Source organism: Methylotuvimicrobium alcaliphilum 20Z, from assembly GCF_000968535.2.
GTDB classification, from domain to species: Bacteria; Pseudomonadota; Gammaproteobacteria; order Methylococcales; family Methylomonadaceae; genus Methylotuvimicrobium; species Methylotuvimicrobium alcaliphilum.
In genome coordinates this window covers 1,503,203-1,528,322 of the sequence record NC_016112.1, presented here as the reverse complement: position 1 = coordinate 1,528,322, position 25,120 = coordinate 1,503,203, and the positions used below count along the sequence as shown (strand labels likewise).

Below are 25,120 nucleotides of genomic sequence, written 5' to 3'. Positions count from 1 at the left end.
CCGCTTCGCTGCTACCCATCCTACAGCGCCGGAAGTTTGATAGGCCGCTAATGTAGAATGGATAGAGCGGAGCAAAACCCATCATTAGTTTGTTTAAGCTCATCGGTATAATGAATACCAAAAACATCACCGGTCGATCCCTAACAACTTAGACAAACATGCGAATAACAAGACAAGCGACCCTTGGCCGTTATAAAATTCGCGTTCTAAACGTTACTAACGACAAATGATCACCAAACTAACAGCGATTTTCAGGTTGGGAACCCTACCTGATAAGTGGAGTTATAAATGAAAAACAATAAAAGTCCTGCGGTTGTCGAACAGGAAGATGTCGATCCTATCGAGACTCAGGAATGGATCGATGCACTGAAAGCAGTGATGGAAATCGAGGGCGAAACCCGTGCTCAGTTTCTCATTGAAAAATTGGTTTCTGTGGCCAGGCAGTCGGGATCCGACATACCGTTTAGTGCGACCACCGACTACATCAATACGATATCCGTCGATCAACAAATTCAATTCCCCGGCAATACCACTATCGAGCAAAGAATACGGTCCTATGTCCGTTGGAACGCCATGATGATGGTACTTCGCGCCAACAGAGACACCAATGTCGGCGGCCATATCGCCAGTTTCGCATCGGCGGCCACGCTCTACGATGTCGGTCAAAATCATTTCTGGCGCGCGCCGTCCGAGCAACATGACGGAGACCTCTTGTTCGTGCAAGGTCATTCGGCACCCGGCGATTATGCCCGTGCTTTTTTACTCGATCGACTGACCGAAGAACAGATGGACAATTTCCGCCAGGAAGTCGACGGTAACGGACTTTCATCTTATCCGCACCCATGGCTGATGCCTGAGTTTTGGCAATTCCCGACCGTATCGATGGGCCTAGGCCCCATTATGGCAATCTACCAAGCCCGCTTCATGCGCTATTTGAAAGATCGAAGCTTAGCCGACACCTCCAATCGTAAAGTCTGGTGCTTCCTTGGCGACGGCGAGACCGACGAACCGGAGTCTCTCGGCGAAATCGGCATGGCAGGCCGCGAAAAACTGGACAACCTTATTTTTGTGGTCAATTGCAACCTGCAACGATTGGACGGACCGGTTCGCGGCAACGGCAAAATCATTCAAGAATTGGAAGGCACCTTCCGAGGCGCCGGCTGGAATGTCATTAAACTGGTTTGGGGCCGCCATTGGGATAAACTGTTGGCCAGAGACCATCAAGGCCTACTCGTCAAACGCATGACGGAATGCGTGGACGGCGACTATCAAACGTTCAAAGCCAAAGACGGCGCTTATGTCCGCGAGCATTTCTTCAACACGCCGGAATTGAAAGCAATGGTTGCCGATTTGTCCGATTTGGACATTTGGTTACTCAATAGAGGCGGCCACGATCCTGCAAAAATTTATGCAGCCTTCCATGCCGCAGTCAACCACAAAGGGCAACCGACCGTGGTTCTGGCAAAAACGATCAAAGGTTACTCGATGGGCGAGTCGGGCGAAGGCCAGAATACTTCGCACCAACAAAAGAAAATGAGCATCAACTCGCTGACCCGATTCAGAGATCGTTACGAACTGCCGGTAACTAACGAACAAATACAGGAACTGCCTTACCTGAAGTTTCCTGAAGACTCGAAAGAACTGGCCTACATGAAAGAGCGCCGCGCCGAATTGGGCGGTTACTTGCCGAACAGAAGAGCAAAATCCTACGCTTTGAATGTTCCCGTTCTATCGGACTTCAAATCCCTATTGCAAGCAACCGGCGAAGGACGCGAGATTTCGACGACGATGGCTTTCGTCAAAATGCTGAATATTTTGGTCAAGGACAAAAACATCGGTAAACGCATCGTACCGATCGTGCCGGACGAGTCGCGTACTTTCGGAATGGAAGGCATGTTCCGCCAATTAGGCATTTGGTCGCAAGTCGGACAGCTCTATACCCCGCAGGATGCGGACCAATTAATGTTTTACAAAGAAGACAAAAACGGCCAAGTCTTGCAGGAAGGCATCAACGAAGCGGGCGGCATGTGCGATTGGATCGCGGCCGGCACATCCTATTCGACCCATAACGTGCCGATGATTCCGTTTTTCATCTTCTACTCGATGTTCGGCTTCCAACGCGTCGCCGATTTGATTTGGGCGGCTGCCGACCAACGCACACGCGGCTTTTTGCTTGGCGGAACGGCCGGAAGAACGACGCTCAACGGCGAGGGCTTACAGCACGAAGACGGACACAGCCATATTTTTGCCGGTACCGTCCCGAACTGCATTTCCTACGACCCGACCTTTTCGTACGAAATCGCGGTGATCATTCAAGACGGTTTGCGTCGAATGTACGTCGATCAAGAAGACATTTTCTATTACATCACCGTAATGAACGAGAATTACGAACATCCGGCAATGCCGAAAGGCATCGAGGAGTCGATCCTTAAAGGTATGTACTCGTTCAAGAAGGGGGACGGCCGCGCTAAAACGCGCGTGCAATTGCTGGGTTCCGGCACGATTTTCCGCGAAGCCATCGCCGCAGCCGAACTTTTGCAAAACGACTGGAACGTAACAGCCGATCTCTGGAGCTGCACAAGCTTTACCGAATTGGCACGCGACGGACACAGTTGCGAACGTTGGAACCGGCTGCATCCGACCGAAACTCCTAAAAAGCCTCATGTCACTGAATGCCTTGAAAATGCCAAAGGGCCTATCATCGCCGCAACCGACTACGTTCGCCTGTATGCCGAACAAATTCGTCCTTACCTATCGGCGCCATATACGGTACTCGGCACCGACGGTTTCGGTCGCTCGGATACTCGCGAAGCCTTGCGCCGGTTCTTCGAAGTCAACCGTTATCATATCGCTGTCGCGGCACTGAAAAGCCTTGCGGATATCGGCGAATTCGAACTCGCAAAAGTCGAAACGGCCATTGCCAAATACGGCATTAACCCGGAAACTGTTGCCCCGTGGCGGCTTTAATTAAAGGAATTGGCACATGAGTGAATTGATTGAGATTAAAGTACCCGACCTCGGCGGCTCCAGCGAAGTCGACGTGGTCGAAATTCTTGTTCAACCCGGCGATACGATAGAAATCGAACAGCCTTTAGTCGTCTTGGAAACCGACAAAGCTACAATGGATATGCCATCGACGATTGCCGGCACGATTCGGGAACTCAAAATCAAAGTCGGCGACAAAGTATCCCAAGGGGTTACCATCGCTACCGTCGAAGCTAGCGAACCCTCCGAACCTGAACAGAAGCCTCCGGTTTCAGAACCGGAACCGGCAACTGAAGCCACAGACAAGCAAGACAAGCCGATCGAGGAAAAACCGGCTGAAAGTGCCGCTTCGGCACCAGCCGCCTCTCCTGCTCCGACGCCGGCCGCCACGATCGATACCGAACTTAGCGGCCAACACCTTCCGCATGCAACGCCGGCTATTCGATTATTCGCCCGTGAATTGGGCGTCGACCTAAGTCTTATTAGACAAGGCAGCGGCCGAAAGGGACGAATTCTAAAAGAAGACGTCAAAGCCTATGTCAAGCAAACACTCAGCGAAGGCGTCAAATCTTCCGGAGCGGGCATCCCGCCGATACCTGCCGTGGACTTCACGCAATTCGGCGAAACCGAAGTCTTGCCATTGAGTAAAATCAAACGCCTAACCGGACAAAACATGACCCGGGTGTGGCTGAACCTACCATTGGTGACCCATCATGACGAAGCCGATATCACAGAATTGGAAGCCTTTCGCAAACAAATCAATGCCGAAAACAGTCAAAACGGTAAGGTCACAGGCTTGATCTTCATCATCAAAGCATTGGCAAATGCGCTGAAACAGTTTCCGAATTTTAATGCCTCGTTATCGCCGGACGGCGAGAGCCTGATCCTGAAAAAATACTGCCACATCGGCATCGCCGTCGACACGCCTAACGGCCTTGTCGTACCTGTACTGCGAGACGTCGACCGAAAAAGCATTTATGAATTATCGGCGGAACTGGCAACATTGAGCGAAAAAGCCCGCGCCGGCAAACTAATGCCGAACGAAATGCAAGGCGGCTCAATGACGATCTCCAGTCTCGGCGGCATTGGCGGCACCGCATTCACACCGATCGTTAACGCGCCGGAAGTCGCGATACTCGGTGTCACGCGAGCCAAAATGCAGCCGGTATGGGACGGCAAGGAATTCCAACCGCGTTTGATGTTACCGCTAGACATGACCTATGACCATCGAGTCATCGATGGTGCCGAAGCGGCGCGTTTTATGGTCAAATTAACAGATTTTTTGACCGATATCAGACGGTTGATACTTTAAAAAAGCGCCTAGACTCAAACGTCGAGCAACGTTCGCCGAATACATACCGATTGGCGAAATGATGCTCGGCGTCAAAACGCATACTTGATAAGGAATACTCATGACTGCAAATGCTGCTGCAAACGAATCCAATCTCCATGCCGAAGTCCTGGTCCTCGGCGGTGGCCCCGGCGGTTATACAGCCGCATTCCGTGCGGCCGACCTGGGCAAACAAGTCGTCATCGTCGAACGCTACCCGGTATTGGGCGGCGTATGTCTAAATGTCGGCTGCATTCCTTCCAAAGCGCTGCTGCACATGGCCCAAATCGTTCATGAAGCACAGGAATTTTCCGGCCATGGCGTCGATTTCGGCGCCCCGAAATTCGACCTGGATAAAATCAGGAGCTGGAAAGATAGCGTTACGAAAGGCCTGAATAACGGTTTGGACGGCCTGGTTAAACAACGAAAAATCACGCGCATACAAGGAAACGGCTCGTTCGTATCGGAAAATCAATTGCAAGTCGATAATGAAAACGGCACCCAATTGATTAGCTTCGATCAAGCTATTATCGCAGCCGGATCCGAACCGACGAAAATTCCGGCTTTCCCGAATGACGACCCGCGTCTGTGGGATTCGACCGGAGCACTCCAATTACGCGAAATTCCGGAAAAATTGTTGATTGTCGGTGGTGGCATCATCGGCCTAGAAATGGCAACGGTCTATCATGCCCTGGGCTCAAAAATCAGCGTAGTCGAATTAATGGATCAGATTATTCCCGGCTGCGACAAAGACCTGGTTCGGCCATTACACAACCGCATCAAAAAACAATATGAGGCCATCTGGACAGAAACCCGAGTGACCGCGATCGAAGCCCTCGAAGAAGGCCTCAAGGTCTCGTTCGAAGGCGACAAAGCCCCCGAATCCGAAATTTTCGATGCAGTGCTGGTTGCCGTGGGCCGTCGTCCTAATGGCAAAAAACTCGGCGCCGAGAATGCCGGCATTCAAGTCACCGAACAAGGCTTTATCGAAGTCGACAAACAACAGCGCACTAATATCCCGCACATCTACGCGATCGGCGACATCGTCGGCAATCCGATGCTGGCGCATAAAGCCGCTTATGAGGGTAAAATTGCTGCCGAAGTCATCGCCGGTCACAAAGCCGCATTCGATGCACTGACGATTCCGTCGGTTGCCTATACCGACCCTGAAATCGCATGGATGGGACTGACCGAAAACCAAGCGAAGGAACAAGGCATAGAGATCGACAAAGGCGTATTCCCATGGGCCGCGAGCGGACGCTCGTTGAGCATGGGCCGTAGCGAAGGCATGACCAAAGTCATTTGCGACAAGGAAACCGGCCGAATCCTCGGTGCCGGCATCGTCGGCCCGCATGCCGGGGATTTGATTGCCGAAGCCGTATTGGCGTTGGAAATGGGAGCTGACGCCGAAGACGTCGCATTAACGATTCACCCGCACCCAACCTTATCGGAAACCTTTGCTTTCGCATCCGAAGTCGTCGCCGGCACGATCACAGACCTGTATCTCGGCAAAAAACGTTGATTCCTCAAAAGAAGTCGTGATTGGGTCCGCCGGCCGGAATCCCCAATCACGCATGTTTCTAGAAAATCAGTCGGAGCACTTAGGATTTGGCCGTAAATAACTTCCCTATTTCAAGGATGCGCAGATTCCAAGCGCCACCTTTTTGGTGCGTGCCCTACGAATCATTAGTTAAATCATCATATCTATGAAAATAAGCTTTTTAGCTTCACACGGCGGCAGTTCCGCACGGAAAATCATCGAAACGATCGAACAAGGGGGATTGCCCGGGTTTGAAATCGGCATATTAATCACGAACAACAAAGATTCGGCAATTTATGACTGGTGCTTGACTCACGGCATCGAAGTTTTTCATATCAGCAGTAAAACGCACTCCGACAACGAAGACCAAGCCATCAAAAAAGCCTTACAGTCCGCCGGCACCGAATTGATCGTATTATCCGGCTACATGAAAAAAATCGGGCCGCAAACATTATCGGCCTATTCCGGCAAAATACTAAACATTCACCCATCTCTCCTGCCGAAATTCGGCGGCCGAGGCATGTATGGCGATTTTGTGCATGCCGCCGTTCTCGAAGCGGGTGAAACCGTATCAGGCGCCACGGTACATTTCGTCACCGACGCCTATGACGAAGGGCCATTGCTTTTACAAAAGGAAGTCCCTGTGCTATCCGGCGACACGGTCGAATCGCTCGGTCAAAGAGTCCGCGCGATCGAGGGTGATTTATATATAAATGCTCTCAAAAGACTCCTGACGACTACCGATATTTAACGCAAACGCCGCCATGGTAATTGTTCAGCCCTGTATTTGAAAAAGTTAAAACTAGTCTCTATTACCCTCCCTAACCCCTCAGCAACTGCGCCTGCTTTGCCCTACTGTACGCCATTCGGCGTAATGCTAAACACCCAGAACCCTTTCATTATCCGAAAAAGAACAGTTGGAATGTATTGTAGACCGTTCGTGCTGAGCCAAGTCGAAGCATGAACGGTCTACAACACTTTCACCGGCTTGGTGAAAAAAAGGATCTGAAATACTACAACCGGATAAATCGAGTGGCTTTCATTAACCGAAAAGTCGTAGTACTATCGCCTATATATCGAAAAGGAGACGCTTAATGTACGTATTTCCTGAAATGGGCCGTATCATCATTGTCGCGCTAATGATTGTCATTCCCGCGATGTTGATTTACCGAAAAGCCGGCTTTCATCCTGCCTGGGCATTACTGGTTTTTTTACCGGGATTCGGCTTACTGCTGATTTTTTTACAATTAGCCTTATTGCCATGGCCTAATCAAAAAACAAATGATAGGAGTTCATGATGGAAGTTTTTCTAATCACGCTAATGGTGCTCTTAGTTATGTGGCTAGGCACGAAAATCATGGACAAAGCCGGACTACATAAAGCTTGGGTTTTATGTTTATTGGTCCCGATCGTTAACATCTTCATGATATGGGTTTTTGCATTCTGTCATTGGCCCAACTTAAAAGAAGATGTTAAACAAGACCTATAACCCTAAAAAGGCAGACGGCATGTGTTGTAGACCTAAAACAAAAAATCACTGCAAGCGATAAGTTGATTCGACCGCAGCTTCTCGTAAACCGATTTCCTCCTCAAAATCCGGCATATCCGGCAAACGTTCAAAAATCGGCACAGGATCGCCATCGAGAACGGTAAGCGCTTTTATCAAAACCGCTTCATTCAACTCAGGAATCACCCCATTATTCGCTTTGGCAATGAGCTGCATTGCTGTATCGAGACGCTGTTCGAAAGTCGTTTCAACACCCTCTAAATCCGGATGCGCCTCGATATAGAGTTGATTATCGAGCCAACCCATTTTTATCTGTTGTTGTACGATTCGCACGGGCGTGCCGACTGAAACCGAATGATATAACTGTTCGATATCTTCGGGATACATGCGAACACAGCCGTGAGTAATTTGCATGCCGATACCGTAAATCTTATCGACATCGGTACCGTGAATCCGATACTCCCCCTTCAAAGCCAAATGCAAGGCATAAGCACCCAAAGGATTATGCGGTCCCGGAGGCACCACGGTCGGCAACGGATCGCCCATCGCCGCATGTTCCCGACGAATCGACTCAGGAGGATACCAAGACGGGTCTTTAACTTTTTTGACGACTTTGGTTAGACCCAACGGCGTCTGCCAATCCTGTCGCCCGACGCCATGCGCAAACGACATTACCGTACGGGGCATACCTGCTTGAGCCGGCGGATAATAATACATGCGATATTCGGCGATATTGAGCACAATGCCTTCATGCGGCGTATCGGGTAGCACGCGGCGATTAGGCAAACGCACAACCTCATCTTGTTTGACCGACCAACGATCTACATCTTGATTCAGACGCACAATTTCGACCTGACCCAATGAAAAACGTCGAGCTATATCTAATAAAGTCTCATCCTGGTTAGTGCGAGTAAAAGGAAAATCGTCGGCATGCTCGGTAACCACGTTATCGTTAGGATCTTCCGGCCAAGAATAAGTTACAGCATGAGCACTACCCAAGAAACCCACAACCAACAAAGCGAATAATACGCGCGTATTCATCAAAATAACTATCTCAACAGCAATAGGATATCTACAAAATTACCGAATTAAGCACCCGGAGAAATCACTCAATCATTACACCGAACGCTTTAAATAAATCTGTATTAAAACGCAAACGGCCTATCTAACTTAAAACGATAACGGCGCAAAGACGATCGGCGCGTATTCTACCAAAGGATTAAAAAAAATCATTTTATTTCAACTAGATTCATACTATTTTCTTCCATTTTTTTATGTGGAATCGACTTCTTTCGACAATTCTCGATTAACTATATTTTTCCGGTTGTTTGGCCGGGAGATACTCCGCGCTGCCGTCAATCCGCGCCTGACCACCTGGTTTCAATCCGCTCCCGGCTGTTTGGCCGGGAGATACCCAGGATACTGCCGGCGGCCTCGCCGAACGCGCTTGTTTCAATCCGCTCCCGGCTGTTTGGCCGGGAGATACCTCCCCCCGCCGCTGGCCGGTTTTCGTTCGTATCGCCTTTATTGTTTCAATCCGCTCCCGGCTGTTTGGCCGGGAGATACATTGGTTAGCGCATATCGTGCAAAAACCGGAAGGTTTCAATCCGCTCCCGGCTGTTTGGCCGGGAGATACACGGTATTTTTACGCTTTAAGCTGGAGGGTTGAAATGTTTCAATCCGCTCCCGGCTGTTTGGCCGGGAGATACCCCTCGAAATAGACCGTCGCGTTGCTGGGCGAGGTGTTTCAATCCGCTCCCGGCTGTTTGGCCGGGAGATACCGCTTCAAACGCGAAATAATACGTCGCCCCGATTTGTTTCAATCCGCTCCCGGCTGTTTGGCCGGGAGATACGATATTTTATCAATCAAAACGCCGACGATACTTAGTTTCAATCCGCTCCCGGCTGTTTGGCCGGGAGATACGCGTAGATTGCGGCGCTGTCGACGGTCCGCGAAAGTTTCAATCCGCTCCCGGCTGTTTGGCCGGGAGATACGCGGCAATACGTCGGCATTGAACGGGTCCGACACGTTTCAATCCGCTCCCGGCTGTTTGGCCGGGAGATACACGCATCGACTCGGTGCTGACCGACGCCAACATTGCCGTTTCAATCCGCTCCCGGCTGTTTGGCCGGGAGATACGATTTCTGCTCGAAAGTGAGCGGATCCGTATATTCGTTTCAATCCGCTCCCGGCTGTTTGGCCGGGAGATACTCATAAACCCTGGCATCTTCAGCCTCCTTCACCTGTTTCAATCCGCTCCCGGCTGTTTGGCCGGGAGATACTTTGATGCGCTCAGTCGCCGCGCAGGCTTTAAGGTTGTTTCAATCCGCTCCCGGCTGTTTGGCCGGGAGATACAGCAACGCTCCGGACAAACGCCCGGATATCACCAGCGTTTCAATCCGCTCCCGGCTGTTTGGCCGGGAGATACGATACGCTGTTGCAAATGCGTGACGGTGCCGGATCGTTTCAATCCGCTCCCGGCTGTTTGGCCGGGAGATACAGCCACACAGATTAAAATCTAGCAGAAATATTGATGTTTCAATCCGCTCCCGGCTGTTTGGCCGGGAGATACCTGTTTCTGAAAATATTTATGAACCGCTGTTAGAAGTTTCAATCCGCTCCCGGCTGTTTGGCCGGGAGATACTCTTCAATGTAATAACACACAATCGGCATGGTGTGTTTCAATCCGCTCCCGGCTGTTTGGCCGGGAGATACGATCATCCACGCGCGCGGAGAGGGGACGATCGGTGGTTTCAATCCGCTCCCGGCTGTTTGGCCGGGAGATACAATTAGATAGTTAAATCTAGTCCGCATCCCTGGGGTTTCAATCCGCTCCCGGCTGTTTGGCCGGGAGATACCAGGCAATCGGGCAGTTCGCCCAGCTCGATTTATTGTTTCAATCCGCTCCCGGCTGTTTGGCCGGGAGATACACAAATGCCTTTAACTACGATGAAATCTTGTAAATGTTTCAATCCGCTCCCGGCTGTTTGGCCGGGAGATACCAGAAGCGCTACAGCTATCAATCCGGCAACTTTTCGGTTTCAATCCGCTCCCGGCTGTTTGGCCGGGAGATACCTTGATTCCGTGCCAACTCTATGCAAGCCACGAATGTTTCAATCCGCTCCCGGCTGTTTGGCCGGGAGATACCTGGAAAACGCGCACAAAGATTCAAAATTCCCCGCGTTTCAATCCGCTCCGGCTGTTTGGCCGGGAGATACAATGCAGCGATGAACGGACGCTACACGACAACAGGTTTCAATCCGCTCCGGCTGTTTGGCCGGGAGATACCTGGAAAACGCGCACAAAGATTCAAAATTCCCCGCGTTTCAATCCGCTCCGGCTGTTTGGCCGGGAGATACAATGCAGCGATGCCTGACGCTACACGACAACAGGTTTCAATCCGCTCCGGCTGTTTGGCCGGGAGATACCGGTCTTTTCTCTCAATACTTCGACTTCCAGCCTGTTTCAATCCGCTCCCGGCTGTTTGGCCGGGAGATACAAACGGAATCGATCCTCAAGGCAACCCATGGAAAGGTTTCAATCCGCTCCCGGCTGTTTGGCCGGGAGATACGAACATCGTATTCGTAGAAAGCCAGGTCATGGACGTTTCAATCCGCTCCCGGCTGTTTGGCCGGGAGATACAACAATGCAATAGGACAAATCATGCCAATCCAAGGTTTCAATCCGCTCCCGGCTGTTTGGCCGGGAGATACGCCCGTTCATTTTCAAACCAAAACCGCGAACTATGTTTCAATCCGCTCCCGGCTGTTTGGCCGGGAGATACGTTCGAATTCCGGCAGCTCGCACAGGCTTTTGAATGTTTCAATCCGCTCCCGGCTGTTTGGCCGGGAGATACCTCCATTTCAGTAACTCACAACGCCACTAACTAGTTTCAATCCGCTCCCGGCTGTTTGGCCGGGAGATACACCGCTTGATGCACAAAATTGTCAAAATTGGCACGTTTCAATCCGCTCCCGGCTGTTTGGCCGGGAGATACAAAATGCGTAACCTCCCCGGCATCGTCGATGGCATGTTTCAATCCGCTCCCGGCTGTTTGGCCGGGAGATACTTCTCGCTTCCGGGGGCGCTCATGCTGATACTTTGTTTCAATCCGCTCCCGGCTGTTTGGCCGGGAGATACCGATTCTTCGAACGATGTCGCATTGGTTAGGTGAGTTTCAATCCGCTCCCGGCTGTTTGGCCGGGAGATACATTTTCAATTTCATACATGGCGCAGGGAAATTGGGTTTCAATCCGCTCCCGGCTGTTTGGCCGGGAGATACTCCGTGTCCTCCGCAACTGGGCGTGGCGATAAAAGTTTCAATCCGCTCCCGGCTGTTTGGCCGGGAGATACGCGGTTTTACTTGATTTGCTGTTTGAGTTGTCATGTTTCAATCCGCTCCCGGCTGTTTGGCCGGGAGATACCCGATAGGGCCAGCAGTTTAGGCTTTATATTTTCGTTTCAATCCGCTCCCGGCTGTTTGGCCGGGAGATACGGCCTTTGTATAAGGCCATGAGGATTATAGCTAATTTGGCTCGATCGCGCGAAACAACTTGATTGCAATTCGAGTTTCATCTTTACCAAACCTCTTCTCCACATCTTTGCATTATTTTTCATAAACTTAAAATAAGCGCGTAACCTAGGATATTTTACCATCACTCGAGGTTCGCGAACTTCAAACGATCAAGGTGTTTTCAAAATCGATCGCTTTGCTATTACCGAATTCTTCACGGTTTTTTTCCAAGGGTTCGATTATTCGATAAAAACGCAAACTATCTTCTTCGAGATCGATAATATCCAGCAACTGATCCTTCAGCCTCTTCATTTCCATTGTATTGACCCGACATTCGAATACCGATTTTTGTACGCGTTGGCCGTAATTCAAACAAGTCTTGGCAACCCTTCTCAGTCTGCGTCTGCCTTCACTGGTTTCAGTCGAAACGTCGTAAGTTATCAATACCAACATGACATCTTCCCTCTAACGCTGCAGATAGGGAATGTAATCCTCGGAATCTTCCCGAAGGAAGCGCGCCAACAAGCGTGCCTGGATTTGAGCAAGTAGGCCGATGGGTAATGATTGGTCCAAAACCGGATGGTTCAGCTCTTCCTGCTTGCGCGTCTGAAATGCACCGATTACGGTTTTTCGACCTTTGTCATTGAGTAACACGCTGCCTCCTTCTCGTTTGTCGAAGTCTTTTGCATTCAGTTGTTCGCGATTGATCAGAGTCAATGCCAATCGATCGCACAGAGGCGCTCGAAACTCCTCCAACATATCTAACGCAAGTGATTGCCTGCCCGGCCGAACCGCATGTAAAAAACCTAATTGTGGATCCAAACCGACGGTTTCCAAAGCCGATCTGCAATCGCTCAACACTAATGCATAAAGAAATGAAGCCAAAGCATTGAAAGGATCTCTTGGCGGGCGCCTGTTGCGGGTCGTAAAGTTGAAGGTTTCTCTTGCCGATGGCTTGATAATTTTCGGTAACGCATCAAAGTATATTCTGGCTGAGTCGCCTTCAACGCCGCGTAATTCATCATGCGTTTGCACTGTCGGCAGTTTTTTCAGATTGCCTGCCAACAACCGCGAAGCATGAACCAGGTTGGATTTTTCCGCTTCGGATTTATTTTCTCGAGCGCCCCGCATCAATATTTGTCGGCTATTCCGTATTTTTCCTGCGATAAAACGCTTTGCGAGCTTGATACTTTTGTCTCGATCATCGGCGGCGCGGTACTGGGCTTGGCGCAGTAGTACGTTGCCGTTTACCGGACCTTCCAATCGGGCTCGAAAACGCCCGGATCGATTCAGCCAGACAACACTTAGGCCATCTTCGGCGCAACGACCCAAAAGTGCCGGGCTCAACATGACATTATCGAATAAGACAAAAGCTCCGAGATGATGTAGAGGTACTTGCATCTTCTTTTGTTTTTCGATCATTACACATACGGTTTCGCCTTCCAACCGTAAATAAGCTTCCGGGGTTGTCACATAAAGAGTATTTAGCGCTTGTTTCATAGAGAATCCCATTCTTCTTCGGAAACGTCGAATAGCTGATCGGACCAGTACTTTATTCGCCGAATCTCGTTGATAAGTTCCGGTTGGCAAAGGCTGTTCAATGAACAGTCGGGGCACCGTTTCTTATCGGCGATCGGCGACGGGCATCGGGATTGATCGAGTAGCGATCTGATTTCAATTATCAAGCTCTCGGTTGTTTTCCGCAGATCGGAATCGATCTCAACTTCACGACGTCGTCGGGACTGAATATGGTAAATCGCTCCGAACGACACCGAGACATTCAACATTTCCTCCAAGCACAAGGCTTGAGCTGTCAATTGCAGGTCGTCATTGAGCCATTTTTTCCGTTTACCATGCTTGTATTCAACCGGATAAACGATGCCGTCCGAACGAAATTCCACGACATCGCAACGCCCGGTCAATCCCAATCGGTCCGACCAAACCGGTAGTGCGAACTCGATGCGCACATCTTGTTTGATCTCATGAAGCAAAGTATCGACGCGTTCATGCTCACGACTTCCGCTTTCGGTATGTACATTGTCAGTAAACTCGCCTTCCGCGTGAATCAAATAACAGCGCCTTGGGCAATATACGTATTGATTCAACGCGGAAAGCGGTATTTTTTCAATCGAATCGGCTATGTTGTTAACCATATAGTGAAGCTGTTAAAGATGTCATTTTTCTAAACGGCCGGTGCGTCAGTAGTTTCAATCCGCTCCCGGTCATCAAGCCGGGAGATATTCTTATCACGATTATTTTGCAATGAGCTCGATACCGTCCGGTAAACGATCTTTATTGACCGTTACCTCGTAATCGGCGAATTTGCGCGGCGTCTCAATCCCTTCACGTTTTTTTATGTCAATGATACCGCCCAAATCGAGCAATTTATGAGCCGGAGCACACCCCAACATCGCTTGTTTCTTCCTCTGTTCCAGATCGCTATCGGTACCAGTATGCTTAAATATATACAATCCGCGACAGGACATCATTCCCTTGCTGGCCGAGCGATCGTGGTCGTACATGTTGAGAAGGGCTTCCCATAGCAATTCCAAATCCGCTTCGCTGAATCCGGTCTCTTGCGCCAAATTTGCACTGATAAAACCCTTAGCAGCATAGAGGCCATAAGGAATCAGACTCTTACGTCCCATCGTGCGTAACTGATCTTCAGGTTGGGCATCTTCCCAAGCCTTATAACTTGCAATATCTTTAGCGCCCTTTACATCTTCCGCGACCGCCATTCGTGTCACAGAAATATCCAATGGCAACACCTTATCTAACGAACGGGCAAAAGAAAACTGTACCGGACCACGAACCTGTCCGGCATTCGCGCCTGTAGACATCACGGCGCCGAAAGTTCTGACATCGTAAAAATTCTTACACATCCATTCTTTTGCCAGGCGGACTTTGTCTTTTGAAGCTTTTCCTTTTTCGGGTATTTCGCCGTTGGCTTCTAAATGCGACTCGGCTATCGGCCGATTTAGATTGGTCGCATGTTCGATAAAAATCGCATGGGGACGCATGTTATGTCTTGCGATTTGTACATAATTTCTAACCCGCCGCTTCAACGCGACATCGGACACCAAGCCGTACATATCTTCCGGATCGATGCGCGGCGCATTGCCGGCATCGGGGTCGCCGTTTGGATTTCCGTTTTCACAATCAAATAAGAATAAGAATTCGTAACGGTTTTCTATGTTCATTAATTTTCTCCTTCTGCTTGGTTTAGTTTTGCTTGTTTTTTAGCCTTGTTTTCAGCCATGCGCGCTCTGTTGTCGGCCAATTGTTGGTAATAACCCAATGCGAACAAGCTTTGTTGTTCCAAATCGAGGGTCTTTGGGATTTGCGTCATGGCGCTCATGATTTCGCCGATACGATTTTCGAATTCGAATGCCAAACCACCGCCGACTTTGTTGAGATGGTTCTTGGCGTTGCTCATCAGTTGACCGATGCGTAACGCGGGCGCTTGACTAGTTGCCGTGTAGTAACGCTGCACGACGCCCGCACCGACATCGCCGAGCGCGGCATATTGCAAATCAGCCAACACAGCGAGTAAACGCCCGCATTGATAGGCCGGGCTCGGATGCCCCGGATTGAGTTGGGTATTCATGTAGCGATCTCCTTTATTTCGGATGTGGTAGGCTTTCAGCAAACCCATACGGGCATGATTTTGTGCTTCTTCGTTGATGACGGCTTTGCGCGTTGCCATTAAGGCTTGGGCAAATGCCGAATTGGATACCGGCTTATTTTTGTTGAGCGCGGTGCGCCAAAGATCGTTGATCAGCGGTGCGGGGGCATCTTTAAGTTCTCGAAACAAACTACCGACCACCGCCAAAAATTTGGGAGGTGGCGCTAACTTTCCGCCGTCACGGGCAATGATTTGTAAATCATCGAACCAGGCATTGACGTTTTCCAGCATTTCGATAAGTCGGCCTTGCTGCCAATCGCGGACCATGACACGCCCGGATTGCCCCGATACCGTCATTACATAGTAATAATTTTCCAGCAAATCGGGACGTTGTCCGTCTTTTATCGCATTCAGTAATTGCTTCGGCTTGGTGGGTTGACCTGACAAAGGTTCGGCCGGGTTTTCCAGTTCGGCGAATAAATCGTCGTCTCGATTCGCCAATTCACGCCCGAACCAATAGACCGCCAAACCATTGATCAAGCGAATACTTTGCCGATGGATCAGTTGGTTAAAGGTTTCTGCGTAGATTTTTGCCGTGATTTCATCGGTCGCGGCATTGGCCGATTTGTTAAGGCCATAAGATTGGAAAGCCTCTTTGTCGAAACCGATGAAGACATCCCCCGTCCCCAACCCGCCGACCGAGGACAACCCTTTGATTTTCGGATGTGTATCGACCGGCACGATCGCATTGCCGGTCAGCAAACAACGCATCGACTCCTTGTTTTCAGCTTTGTCGAAATCGTTGATGTTTCCACTCGCTCTTTGATTTCGCCACCAGTCATGCCAAGCCGTCGAGCACAAAGGAAAACTATCTTCGATCAATAGGGTCGCCGAGTCCGTCGGCTTGGGTTTAGGTTGATAGTTGTTGAGAAAGCGTGTCAGCTTCTGCAACTCTTCAGGATTATTCAGCGCCGTGGCGGCCCTTGCCAATTCATAACAATTGGCAGAGGCCTGCTCTAAAAGCCCGACAAAATATTCATGCTTGCTTCGATATTTATCAACTTCCTTTTCGTCGGTACTTTCCTTGTAATAAAGCGCCACGACGGCCAACGATTCCAATAAAAACTGGCTACGCGTCAGACTGCCGGTGATCATTTCACTTTGTGAAAGATCGGGACAACACGCAAATTCAAGACCGGTTTTACCGTCGCCCAACGGTATCAACCCCGTAATCTCGGCTTGTTTGCCGATCACAATCGCCCACTTTGCCGATTTGACGCTGAAACCCGGCTCGGTTTTGATGCCGGCACGTTCGGCATGTGCCAAGACCTCATTCAACATTATCATGCTCCGTTTTGCGTACAGCCTCGCTTTCGTAATCGGGTACCCGCATAACGCCGCTTTTCAGTTCCGCATGAAAAACGCTGATCGCCGGCTTGGCTTGAGAGTCGTTGGATCGGCTTAAATCGAAAACGTCATAAAGCATCCACCCCAAATCCAAGTCGAGATCGACAGGCTTCGTTTCAGGATTGTTTTGGACCAGTTCGAAAAATGCCGGAAATTCCCGGCAACCGAAATACGGCTGATAGAAACATTTGCCTTGGGAGGCTCTGCGCTCGAACTGAGCGTTCATGGCATTCAGGTTTGCCTTGGTATCACGGCTTTGGATACGGGCATGAAGTCGATACCTAACATTTTTTAAGGCCATCGTTTGACGTTGCGTCCGTCCTTTTTGATCGGTTCCCAATTCGTCCCGCGTTCCATCCGCCCATAGCGGCGTGATTGCCTTAGTTCCCTTCATCCACTTTTGCACTTCCGACGCCGATATTTTATCTTTGACTTCATTGCGTCGTAACGCAATGTATTTGGGCGGTTTAAGCAGTTCGATACGTTCGATTTGCCAGTAAAAGTCATATTCCTTTTTGAAATAAATCGCATCGAAAATACCACGCGCCGCAGAAGGCGTGATGATTGGATAGCTGTAGCGCTCGACTTTCATTTCCGGTCGACTGAAACAGGCCAAATCGCCCCATACATCTAAACAATGAACTTTATTTTTCACATATGCTCCTCATGGATAACGGCTATTTCGCAAAAATTTCGTGATTAAATGCGAAGCTTTATAAATGACCTTTGCCATCTGTGCAGGCTCAAGCAATATATAGATTGAGATGCTCGGGCTTGATATAGCCCAAGTTCGCATCGTAATCTTCAAGGTTATTGACAATAAACCAATCTTCTTGTCGACTGTGCCGACCATTTCTGAAAACTTGTACAGGCACCAGGCTATCCCAAATCACATCATCCGGTTTTGGGCGAAACAGGCTGATACTCAAACAGCGCGCTTGTTTGACCCATTTCGAGGTCAATCCTTCTGTTGCGGCCTGTTCCCGTAATTTCTCGTAAAGCTCTCTATCGTAAGGCACGACCAGATTGATCGTATCGTTGTTGATCAGTCTGTAATGCTTTGCAACGTCGACAAAATTTAAATCTTGAACGGCTTCGTTCAAGCGTTTTCCGAGCTGTTCCGGCGCGGCCACCGTATAAAGCCGCCGGTAATACTGCTCAATAATCTTCGAATCATAAGGATCAAAAGCTTCGCCATAGTCATGTTTCAAGCTTGCTGTTACCGAAGAGGCTTGCTCATAGGTTTTGTCGGGATATAGTCGTCCATCGCAATCGGGAGTAAAAACAACGATTTTCCCCTTATTCAATTTCCCTTCCCTATTGCAACGACCTGCCGCTTGAATGATGGCATCCAACGGCCCAAAGGCGCGATATACTAAAGGAAAATCGACATCGACACCCGCTTCGATACACTGTGTCGCAATCAAGCGGCATGGCAGGTCATCCTTCAAACGTTGCCTGACTTCATTCAAAACTTGTTGCCTGTGTAACGGGCAAAGATTCGTGGAAAGATGAAACAGTTCGTCCGTCGTCTCGAATGCTTCCCAAAGCGCTTGCGTATGCCGCTTGAGATTGACGATGCATAGGACTTGCGTTTGCTCATTCAACATTGCCGCCAACTCAGTCCAGGTCGGATTTTCGTCAAGCCAGTCATAATCGACACGGCGCAAAGCATTCGACATAGAGCCATGCTCGTTAACAAGGATAGTCGGTTGCCAACCGAACGCGCACTGTTTTTGAACCGCAGCGTGGAGATGGTCGAAAGCCGGTTGTGTCGCAGTAGCAAATACGACACTGCTTTGCCAACTATGCCCGATATGACTGAGCGCCGCGAGAGTCGGAATCGCCAGATCAGTCGGCAGGGTTTGCACTTCGTCGAATAATATCACTGAGTTGGCAATGCGATGGATTTTGCGGCAGGCGGAAGGCCTATTCGAAAATAGCGATTCCAAAAACTGAACACTAGTTGTAACTACAACCGGGGCATCCCAGTTTTCCGACAACAAGCGCTGCCGCCTGAGTTGACGTTCTCGATCTTCGCAACCTTCGGCGTCGGATTGGGCGGTCTCCTCGCCTAGTCCGCTCATACTGTGATGCTCCAAAACGAAATCGGGACCGAATTCGGCAAAAATCTCCCGATATATTTGAGCTGTTTGCTCGATGATACTCAAATAAGGGATCACCAGAATGATTCTTTCCAAGTTGTTATGGATTGCATGTTGTAGTGCAAAGCTCAACATGCTCAATGTCTTACCGCTGCCGGTCGGCGCGGTTAATGTAAATATGCTTGTTGATTTCTGCGCATTGGTTAAGCAGCAATTCAATAATTGTCGGCGGACTTGCTGCAGCACGGAAGCCTGATCGGCTAGGGCTGATTTAGCGTCAATATAGTCGCAAAGCTTTTTCAATGCTGCTGATGCTATTCCATCGTCATTGAGTTTAAGTCCCGGTTTACGATATATCTTTCCATTTGCATCGCCGTTAAAATGCGATTCGGTATCGATGAAATCCGCATCGACCAATGCCGAAAAAACCCGCCGTACATCCAGCATGGTATCGATTCTCGCCTGCGATTGACCCAACCAACCTGAAAATAATCGGGAAGCAGGTTTTTGAGCAGTCAATTCATCTTGATGTAACCGACTCTCTAACCGTTCGATGTCCAAATCGCTGAGCTGTAAGTGTTGCGGGTGGTGTTTCGCCAAGTTTCCTGGCATTAACTTTTTCAAATCTTCTTTTTGCAAGCTTTGCAGGCCAATATGATGGCCTTGTATCGCGATCGCAGAGACTATCGATCCGTATTTTGTCAATGCCAAAAAAGCGCCTTGCGACCAATGATCAAGTCCCTGGTCCTGACCATGTAAACGATTTTGAAATCTGTCGCCATATTTACCTAAATCGTGCAGCAATCCGGCTAGGGCCGCCTCTTCTCCGCCCCGCCAGCCTTCGGAATAGGAATGAGCCAATTTCGAGACCGATTCCAAATGCTCATTCAACAAATGCCAACTCCCGAAATCATTCCCACTATGCGCAAAATATTTTTTCATCTGCCCTGCCCTTACGCTTGATACCTGCTAAGCTACTGATAGAATTCTTAACCATTCCACAATAAACATATAAATTTAGTTTTCATGACTCTAACACCATGGGTAATCTCTTGCAACCGAATTTAAAGTGGGAACAGCGTCATCGATTAACTTTGCTGGAAGCAACGGTGTTTTGGAGCGGCGAAATTTCGACCGGAACGTTGATTAATTATTTCGGCATCAGTCGAGTACAGGCATCGAAGGATTTGACGCTTTATCAATCGTTGTGTCCGGGGAATATTCGTTACGATAAGTATTTGAAACGCTATGTGGTCGACGATTCGTTTAAACCGGGTTTCATGGATGGAACGACCGGCGAGCTGTTACAGGTTTTAAAATTACAGCAACAAAACGGTTACGAAACCCTGATTGCATTAGTCGGTAACCTTCCAACCGTTGAAATCGTCAATCCGTTGGCACGGCAAATCGATACGCGAGTCTTGCGCGGCATTGTGCAGGCGGTGCGATTTAAATTCGAGCTGGAGATTTCATATCAATCGTTGTCCAGTCCTGAGCCTAAGACTTTGCAAATCAATCCTCATACTTTGGTGTTCGACGGTTTACGTTGGCACGTTCGGTCTTTCAGCGTAACTCACAACGACTACCGCGATTTCGTTCTGGCACGTATTCATCGCGTCTCTATTTTGGGTAAGGCTGACGAGCCCTCTTTCACAGACACTTTGTGGAACAAGTGGTTGACTGTCGAAATCGGTCCGCATCCGGGACTAAACGATGCGCAAAAAAGCGTGATCGAGCGCGATTTCGGGATGGTCGACGGTAAATGCGTTACTCAAATTCGGGCTGCCTTGTTGTCGTATTTTCTTTTGAGTATGCGAATCGGCAAGGACGATCTGCATCGGGAAGCGATGGAGCAGCAAATCGTGCTTTTGAATCGCGATGAGATCAAGGACTTTATCTTTTTTTAACGCACGATATCCTTCATTGAAATCTAAGCATATCTTTCAATTAACATGAACAAATGCCGATGGGCTTTGTCCAGCCCGCTTGAAGAGGACTATCACGACCGCGAATGGGGCGTGCCGGTGCATGACGACCGTCTGTTGTTCGAGTTTTTGGTTTTGGAGGGCGCCCAGGCGGGCTTGAGTTGGTCTACGATTTTAAAAAAACGCGACCATTTCAGGGCGGCGTTCGACAATTTCGATCCGGTATCGGTGGCCGGCTATGATGAGGCAAAGATTTCGGAGTTGCTGGAGAATCCAGGCATCATACGCAACCGGCTCAAAGTGAATGCCGCTGTGACCAATGCACGCGCTTTTTTGAACGTCAAAGAAGAAGCCGGGAGTTTCGATGCGTTTCTATGGGATTTTGTCGACGGCCGGCCAATCCAGCACGCGTGGCGGACGCACGCCGAGTTGCCGGCGAATACGCCTTTATCGGATCGGCTCAGTAAGGAATTGAAAATACGCGGTTTTAAATTCGTCGGCTCGACGATTTGCTATGCGTTCATGCAGGCCGTCGGCATGGTTAACGATCATACCGTCGATTGTTTCCGTTATGGGGAGATTGCGCGGATTTCGGATTGATAGACTTCCGGTTACGAGAAGGTGATTATTTCCTACTCTTATGGATTCCCACGGAAGACCACTCGTCGTAATACTTAAGCGGTAGATACTCTGTCTTGCTGTCTTTTAGCTAATGTGGCCTCGATACCCTTTATTGCCACCTAACTCTCGTGGCTTCGAAATCGCGATCAGGGGATCGCTCCTACAAGGGATTACAATTGTTGTGTAAGCGACGCCTTCGTCGCGGCTATCGAAGCCGCTAACACTAAACCCCCAATAGCCTTTCACACAACGTGGCAATCTTCTAGCAATCGGGCGCTTCTTTTTGCACGTCAGGTATATTCCTGCGGGACGGGGTTATAAAACCCCGTCCTGCCAAAATATGGATTCTCACGGAGGCTTATGGAAACCGGAAAACGTTTAGGGCGGGTTGAATAACCCGCCCCGCGTGAAGTGTTCGACGTATTATGCTTCCAGCACGAATGCGGCTTTCAGCTTGTTCATGGCGTTTTTTTCCAACTGCCGGATGCGCTCGGCTGAAACGTTGTAGCGTGCGGCCAAATCATGCAATGTCGCTTTTTCTTCGCTTAGCCAGCGGCTATTGAGAATATCGAGACTACGCTCGTCGAGCTCCGCCATTGCTTCGCTTAGCATGTTTTCTTCATAACCTTGCCATTGCTCGTTTTCCAGCAGATCCGCTGGGTCCGAGTTATGTTGTTCTAAGTAACTGACCGGAAAGGCGTAAGTGCTTTCTTCGGACGGCTCGTCATGCGGCATGTCGAAAGCCATATCCGAACTGTCCATACGTTTTTCCATTTCATAAACGGTTTTGAGATCAACGCCTAAATCGTTGGCGACAGCTTTCGCCTCGTCGTGCGACAACCAGCCTAGGTTGTTTTTCGATTTGCGTAAATTAAAAAACAGTTTACGCTGAGCTTTGGTTGTAGCGATTTTGACGATACGCCAGTTTTTGATGACGTATTCATGTATTTCCGCTCTGATCCAATGCACGGCAAAGGTCACTAAGCGAACCCCGACATCGGGATCGAAGCGTTTGACGGCTTTCATTAGGCCGACGTTGCCTTCTTGAATGATGTCGGGCAACGGTAGTCCGTAACCGCTGTATCCACGCGCGACATGAACGACAAAACGAAGATTCGACATAACTAGCTCCTTCGCTGCTTCCAAATCGCCTTCATCGCGATAGCGAAGCGCCAGCTTGCGCTCTTGTTCGTGAGACAAGGTCGGCGTTTGCGCGACCGCATTCAAATAAGTGTCGAATGTTCCTACGGAAAGATTAGTTGGTAAGGCAAAGGCTAATGCGTTACTCATGATTTCCCCTTTTTTTAAGTTTGCCCGATTTTAGCACTCTCGCGTTATGAGTGCTAAAATTTTTATAAGTTCCGCATTATTTTGTGAATCCATTCATTATCGATAGGGCTTGGAACGACTCTGATTCACTGGGGATTTCGCGATATGAAAAAGGTAAAAAAGGGGTAAAAAAGGGGTCAGGTTACTTTTTTAGTCTTATCGTAGGCGATAAATAACGTAACCGACTTCCCTTTTTACCTTGCGTTAATGGCATATCAACCTTGAATTTTTCTTTCCAGTTCTTCGTGGCTCATGTGCCTGACATCCTCTCCTTTAACCATGTATATTACATGTTCGCAGATATTACAGGCATGATCGCCGATTCTTTCGAGCGCCCGCGCCGTCCACAACACATCAAGCGTTCGCCTGACATTACGCGGGTCTTCCATCATCCGCGCCACCATTTGCCGAATAATACTTCCGTATTCGCGATCGACCATGGCATCCTGGGCGGTAACCGATACTGCGCTTTCGACATTCAAACGTGCAAAGGAATCTAAGGCGCTACGCAGCATTTTCATGACCAATTCGGCCAGATGCTGAATTTCGTAATATTCTTCATTCCGGGTTTTGCCTTCGGTATCGCTCAAATGAATCGCCATTTCCGCGATTTTAGTCGCCTCATCGCCGATCCGTTCCAAATCGTTAATCGTTCGAATCACCGACAACAACAAGCGTAGATCGAACGCGGCCGGCTGGCGCTTTGCTAAAATTTCGGTACAGGCCTGATCGATTTGCTTTTCGAGCCGGTTGACGTAGTCGTCTTGCTGAATCACTTGCTCGGCCATTTCCATGTCGTTGCTGGTAAACGACAATGCCGCCAATTCGATTTGCCTTTCGACAATACCGCCCATCTTCAAAACGCTGTTACGGATATCCTCGAGCTCTACGTTGTAATGACTCGAAATATGATGTCCGATTTTATTGATATCCATGGTTTATCCTAGCATGCAAGCGCAGTTAATAAGTAAGCCTAAAATAGCGATTCCGACTGAGAACAGAAATACTCCCGCAGAGGCGCGGGGAAAGCCAAGTAATTACAGCCTGAACTGCTTTGAGGTTCAAGGACGATATAGCATCCCTCTCCCACCAAAGTTTCTATGCAGCGTGGGAACTATTTAAACCTTTCTTTCCCGGCGCCTCTGCGCGAAATTGGCTCGTTCCTTAGCCGATGCGACCTCGATACCGTTGATGGTTGTTTGACGTTCCCGGCTTCGATATCGCGATCTAGGGGTCGCTCCCACAATGGAGCATCCAACCAATTGTTTGTGGAAGCGACGCCTTCGTCGCGATTAACGCAGAGCCGGGGAACGATGAAAACTCTCATTTTATAACCTTTTTCTTTGCGGCCTCCGCGCGAAATTAACATTCCGTTAGCCGTAACGACCGGTGATGTAATCCTCGGTTTGTTTTTTCAACGGATTAGTGAACAAATGGCTAGTATTGTCGAATTCGATCAATTTGCCCATGTACATGAACGCCGTGTAATCGGATACGCGTGCCGCTTGTTGCATGTTGTGCGTGACAATCACAATCGTGTATTTCTCTTTCAATTCGTTGATCAACTCTTCGATTTTCAGAGTTGAAATAGGATCCAGAGCCGATGCCGGCTCGTCCAGCAACAAGACCTCGGGCTCGATCGCAATTGCCCTAGCAATCACGAGCCTTTGCTGCTGACCGCCCGACATACTTAAAGCATTGTCATGCAGTCTATCTTTGACCTCATCCCAAAGCGCCGCGCCGCGCAAAGCCTCCTCAACGGTCTCTTCGAGTGTTCTGCGATCATTGATACCTTGTATCCGCAAACCGTAAGCGACGTTTTCATAGATCGACTTCGGAAACGGATTGGGCTTTTGAAACACCATTCCGACCCGTCTACGCAACGCCGCGACATTAACCGATCTCGCATAAATATCTTCATCATCGAGCAAAATCTTGCCCTCGATTCTGACATTATCGACCAGGTCGTTCATGCGGTTGATACAGCGCAGCAATGTGGATTTCCCGCAACCGCTTGGACCAATATAGGCAGTCACCTTTTGCCGAGGAATATGCATATCGATGCCATATAAAGCTTGTTGATCGCCGTAGAATAGATTCAGATTTTTCACCTTGATGCACACTTCTTCTTGATCTATACCTTTCGACTTCTTATCTTGAGTCAACGCATCCAAATCGAGCATGTGTTTCCGTAAGGGTTGATTGGTCATAGCGCTTAACCCAGCCTTAATA

18 protein-coding genes and 2 CRISPR repeat arrays are annotated in these 25,120 nt (G+C 49.2%); of the genes, 7 read left to right on the top strand and 11 right to left on the bottom strand.

Going from position 1 to position 25,120, the window contains the following annotated elements:
- Nucleotides 1–288 precede the first annotated feature (288 nt).
- The 5 genes from aceE to MEALZ_RS06615 all read left to right on the top strand — a co-directional run bounded on the left by aceE (nt 289) and on the right by MEALZ_RS06615 (nt 7,153).
- A complete protein-coding gene (aceE, locus tag MEALZ_RS06635) occupies nt 289–2,967 on the top strand; it encodes a pyruvate dehydrogenase (acetyl-transferring), homodimeric type (RefSeq protein ID WP_014147844.1) in 2,679 nt (892 codons plus the stop codon).
- Nucleotides 2,968–2,983: 16 nt separating this feature from the next.
- Nucleotides 2,984–4,297 (top strand): dihydrolipoyllysine-residue acetyltransferase, encoded by a 1,314-nt coding sequence (gene aceF, locus MEALZ_RS06630; RefSeq protein ID WP_014147843.1) that lies wholly within the window; start codon nt 2,984–2,986, stop codon nt 4,295–4,297.
- 100 nt (nt 4,298–4,397) lie between these two features.
- On the top strand, nt 4,398–5,837 hold the full coding sequence (gene lpdA / locus MEALZ_RS06625; RefSeq protein ID WP_014147842.1) for a dihydrolipoyl dehydrogenase: 1,440 nt from the start codon (nt 4,398–4,400) through the stop codon (nt 5,835–5,837).
- 184 nt (nt 5,838–6,021) lie between these two features.
- The gene (gene purN, locus MEALZ_RS06620) at nt 6,022–6,606 is read left to right on the top strand and encodes a phosphoribosylglycinamide formyltransferase (protein ID WP_014147841.1); all 585 of its coding nucleotides are present in this window, start codon (nt 6,022–6,024) and stop codon (nt 6,604–6,606) included.
- A gap of 343 nt (nt 6,607–6,949) precedes the next feature.
- Complete coding sequence (locus tag MEALZ_RS06615) at nt 6,950–7,153, top strand: hypothetical protein (protein ID WP_014147840.1); 204 nt, start codon at nt 6,950–6,952, stop codon at nt 7,151–7,153.
- Nucleotides 7,154–7,389: 236 nt separating this feature from the next.
- Here the strand turns inward: MEALZ_RS06615 and MEALZ_RS06605 are convergent, their stop codons facing one another.
- From MEALZ_RS06605 to cas3, 8 genes are all read right to left on the bottom strand, one after another.
- The gene (locus tag MEALZ_RS06605) at nt 7,390–8,403 is read right to left on the bottom strand and encodes a L,D-transpeptidase family protein (RefSeq protein ID WP_014147838.1); all 1,014 of its coding nucleotides are present in this window, start codon (nt 8,401–8,403) and stop codon (nt 7,390–7,392) included.
- A 336-nt stretch (nt 8,404–8,739) separates the two neighbouring features.
- Nucleotides 8,740–10,510: direct repeats of the CRISPR family, unit length 37 nt; unit sequence GTTTCAATCCGCTCCCGGCTGTTTGGCCGGGAGATAC.
- Between the two features lie 314 nt (nt 10,511–10,824).
- A CRISPR array of direct repeats spans nt 10,825–11,858; the repeat unit is 37 nt; unit sequence GTTTCAATCCGCTCCCGGCTGTTTGGCCGGGAGATAC.
- 180 nt (nt 11,859–12,038) lie between these two features.
- Nucleotides 12,039–12,329 (bottom strand): CRISPR-associated endonuclease Cas2, encoded by a 291-nt coding sequence (gene cas2 / locus MEALZ_RS06600; RefSeq protein WP_014147837.1) that lies wholly within the window; start codon nt 12,327–12,329, stop codon nt 12,039–12,041.
- A 12-nt stretch (nt 12,330–12,341) separates the two neighbouring features.
- Complete coding sequence (cas1c, locus tag MEALZ_RS06595) at nt 12,342–13,376, bottom strand: type I-C CRISPR-associated endonuclease Cas1c (protein ID WP_014147836.1); 1,035 nt, start codon at nt 13,374–13,376, stop codon at nt 12,342–12,344.
- Complete coding sequence (gene cas4 / locus MEALZ_RS06590; RefSeq protein ID WP_014147835.1) at nt 13,373–14,029, bottom strand: CRISPR-associated protein Cas4; 657 nt, start codon at nt 14,027–14,029, stop codon at nt 13,373–13,375. The genes cas1c and cas4 overlap by 4 nt, the downstream gene beginning before the upstream one ends.
- Before the next feature lie 99 nt (nt 14,030–14,128).
- Entirely contained in the window at nt 14,129–15,076 is a 948-nt protein-coding gene (cas7c, locus tag MEALZ_RS06585) for a type I-C CRISPR-associated protein Cas7/Csd2 (RefSeq protein WP_014147834.1), read from the bottom strand.
- Entirely contained in the window at nt 15,076–16,842 is a 1,767-nt protein-coding gene (gene cas8c / locus MEALZ_RS06580; protein ID WP_014147833.1) for a type I-C CRISPR-associated protein Cas8c/Csd1, read from the bottom strand. The genes cas7c and cas8c overlap by 1 nt, the downstream gene beginning before the upstream one ends.
- Nucleotides 16,832–17,563: a type I-C CRISPR-associated protein Cas5c gene (cas5c, locus tag MEALZ_RS06575; protein WP_014147832.1), complete on the bottom strand. Its 732-nt coding sequence runs from the start codon at nt 17,561–17,563 to the stop codon at nt 16,832–16,834. Before cas5c ends, cas8c begins: the two co-directional genes overlap by 11 nt.
- A gap of 88 nt (nt 17,564–17,651) precedes the next feature.
- Nucleotides 17,652–19,955, bottom strand: coding sequence for a CRISPR-associated helicase Cas3' (gene cas3 / locus MEALZ_RS06570; protein ID WP_014147831.1), 2,304 nt, complete (start codon nt 19,953–19,955; stop codon nt 17,652–17,654).
- Between the two features lie 98 nt (nt 19,956–20,053).
- Here cas3 and MEALZ_RS06565 point away from each other — a divergent pair, with 98 nt between their 5' ends.
- Together MEALZ_RS06565 and MEALZ_RS06560 are read left to right on the top strand one after the other, a co-directional pair.
- Nucleotides 20,054–20,920 carry a WYL domain-containing protein gene (locus tag MEALZ_RS06565; RefSeq protein WP_014147830.1) on the top strand — a complete coding sequence of 289 codons (867 nt, stop codon included), beginning with the start codon at nt 20,054–20,056 and terminating at the stop codon, nt 20,918–20,920.
- Between the two features lie 45 nt (nt 20,921–20,965).
- Nucleotides 20,966–21,538, top strand: coding sequence for a DNA-3-methyladenine glycosylase I (locus MEALZ_RS06560; protein WP_014147829.1), 573 nt, complete (start codon nt 20,966–20,968; stop codon nt 21,536–21,538).
- A 444-nt stretch (nt 21,539–21,982) separates the two neighbouring features.
- On the opposite strand, the gene rpoH is transcribed toward MEALZ_RS06560, so the two are convergent.
- The 3 genes from rpoH to pstB all read right to left on the bottom strand — a co-directional run bounded on the left by rpoH (nt 21,983) and on the right by pstB (nt 25,071).
- Entirely contained in the window at nt 21,983–22,849 is an 867-nt protein-coding gene (gene rpoH, locus MEALZ_RS06555) for an RNA polymerase sigma factor RpoH (RefSeq protein WP_014147828.1), read from the bottom strand.
- A gap of 254 nt (nt 22,850–23,103) precedes the next feature.
- Nucleotides 23,104–23,823 (bottom strand): phosphate signaling complex protein PhoU, encoded by a 720-nt coding sequence (gene phoU / locus MEALZ_RS06550; RefSeq protein WP_014147827.1) that lies wholly within the window; start codon nt 23,821–23,823, stop codon nt 23,104–23,106.
- A 438-nt stretch (nt 23,824–24,261) separates the two neighbouring features.
- Nucleotides 24,262–25,071: a phosphate ABC transporter ATP-binding protein PstB gene (gene pstB / locus MEALZ_RS06540; protein ID WP_198482352.1), complete on the bottom strand. Its 810-nt coding sequence runs from the start codon at nt 25,069–25,071 to the stop codon at nt 24,262–24,264.
- Nucleotides 25,072–25,120 lie beyond the last annotated feature (49 nt).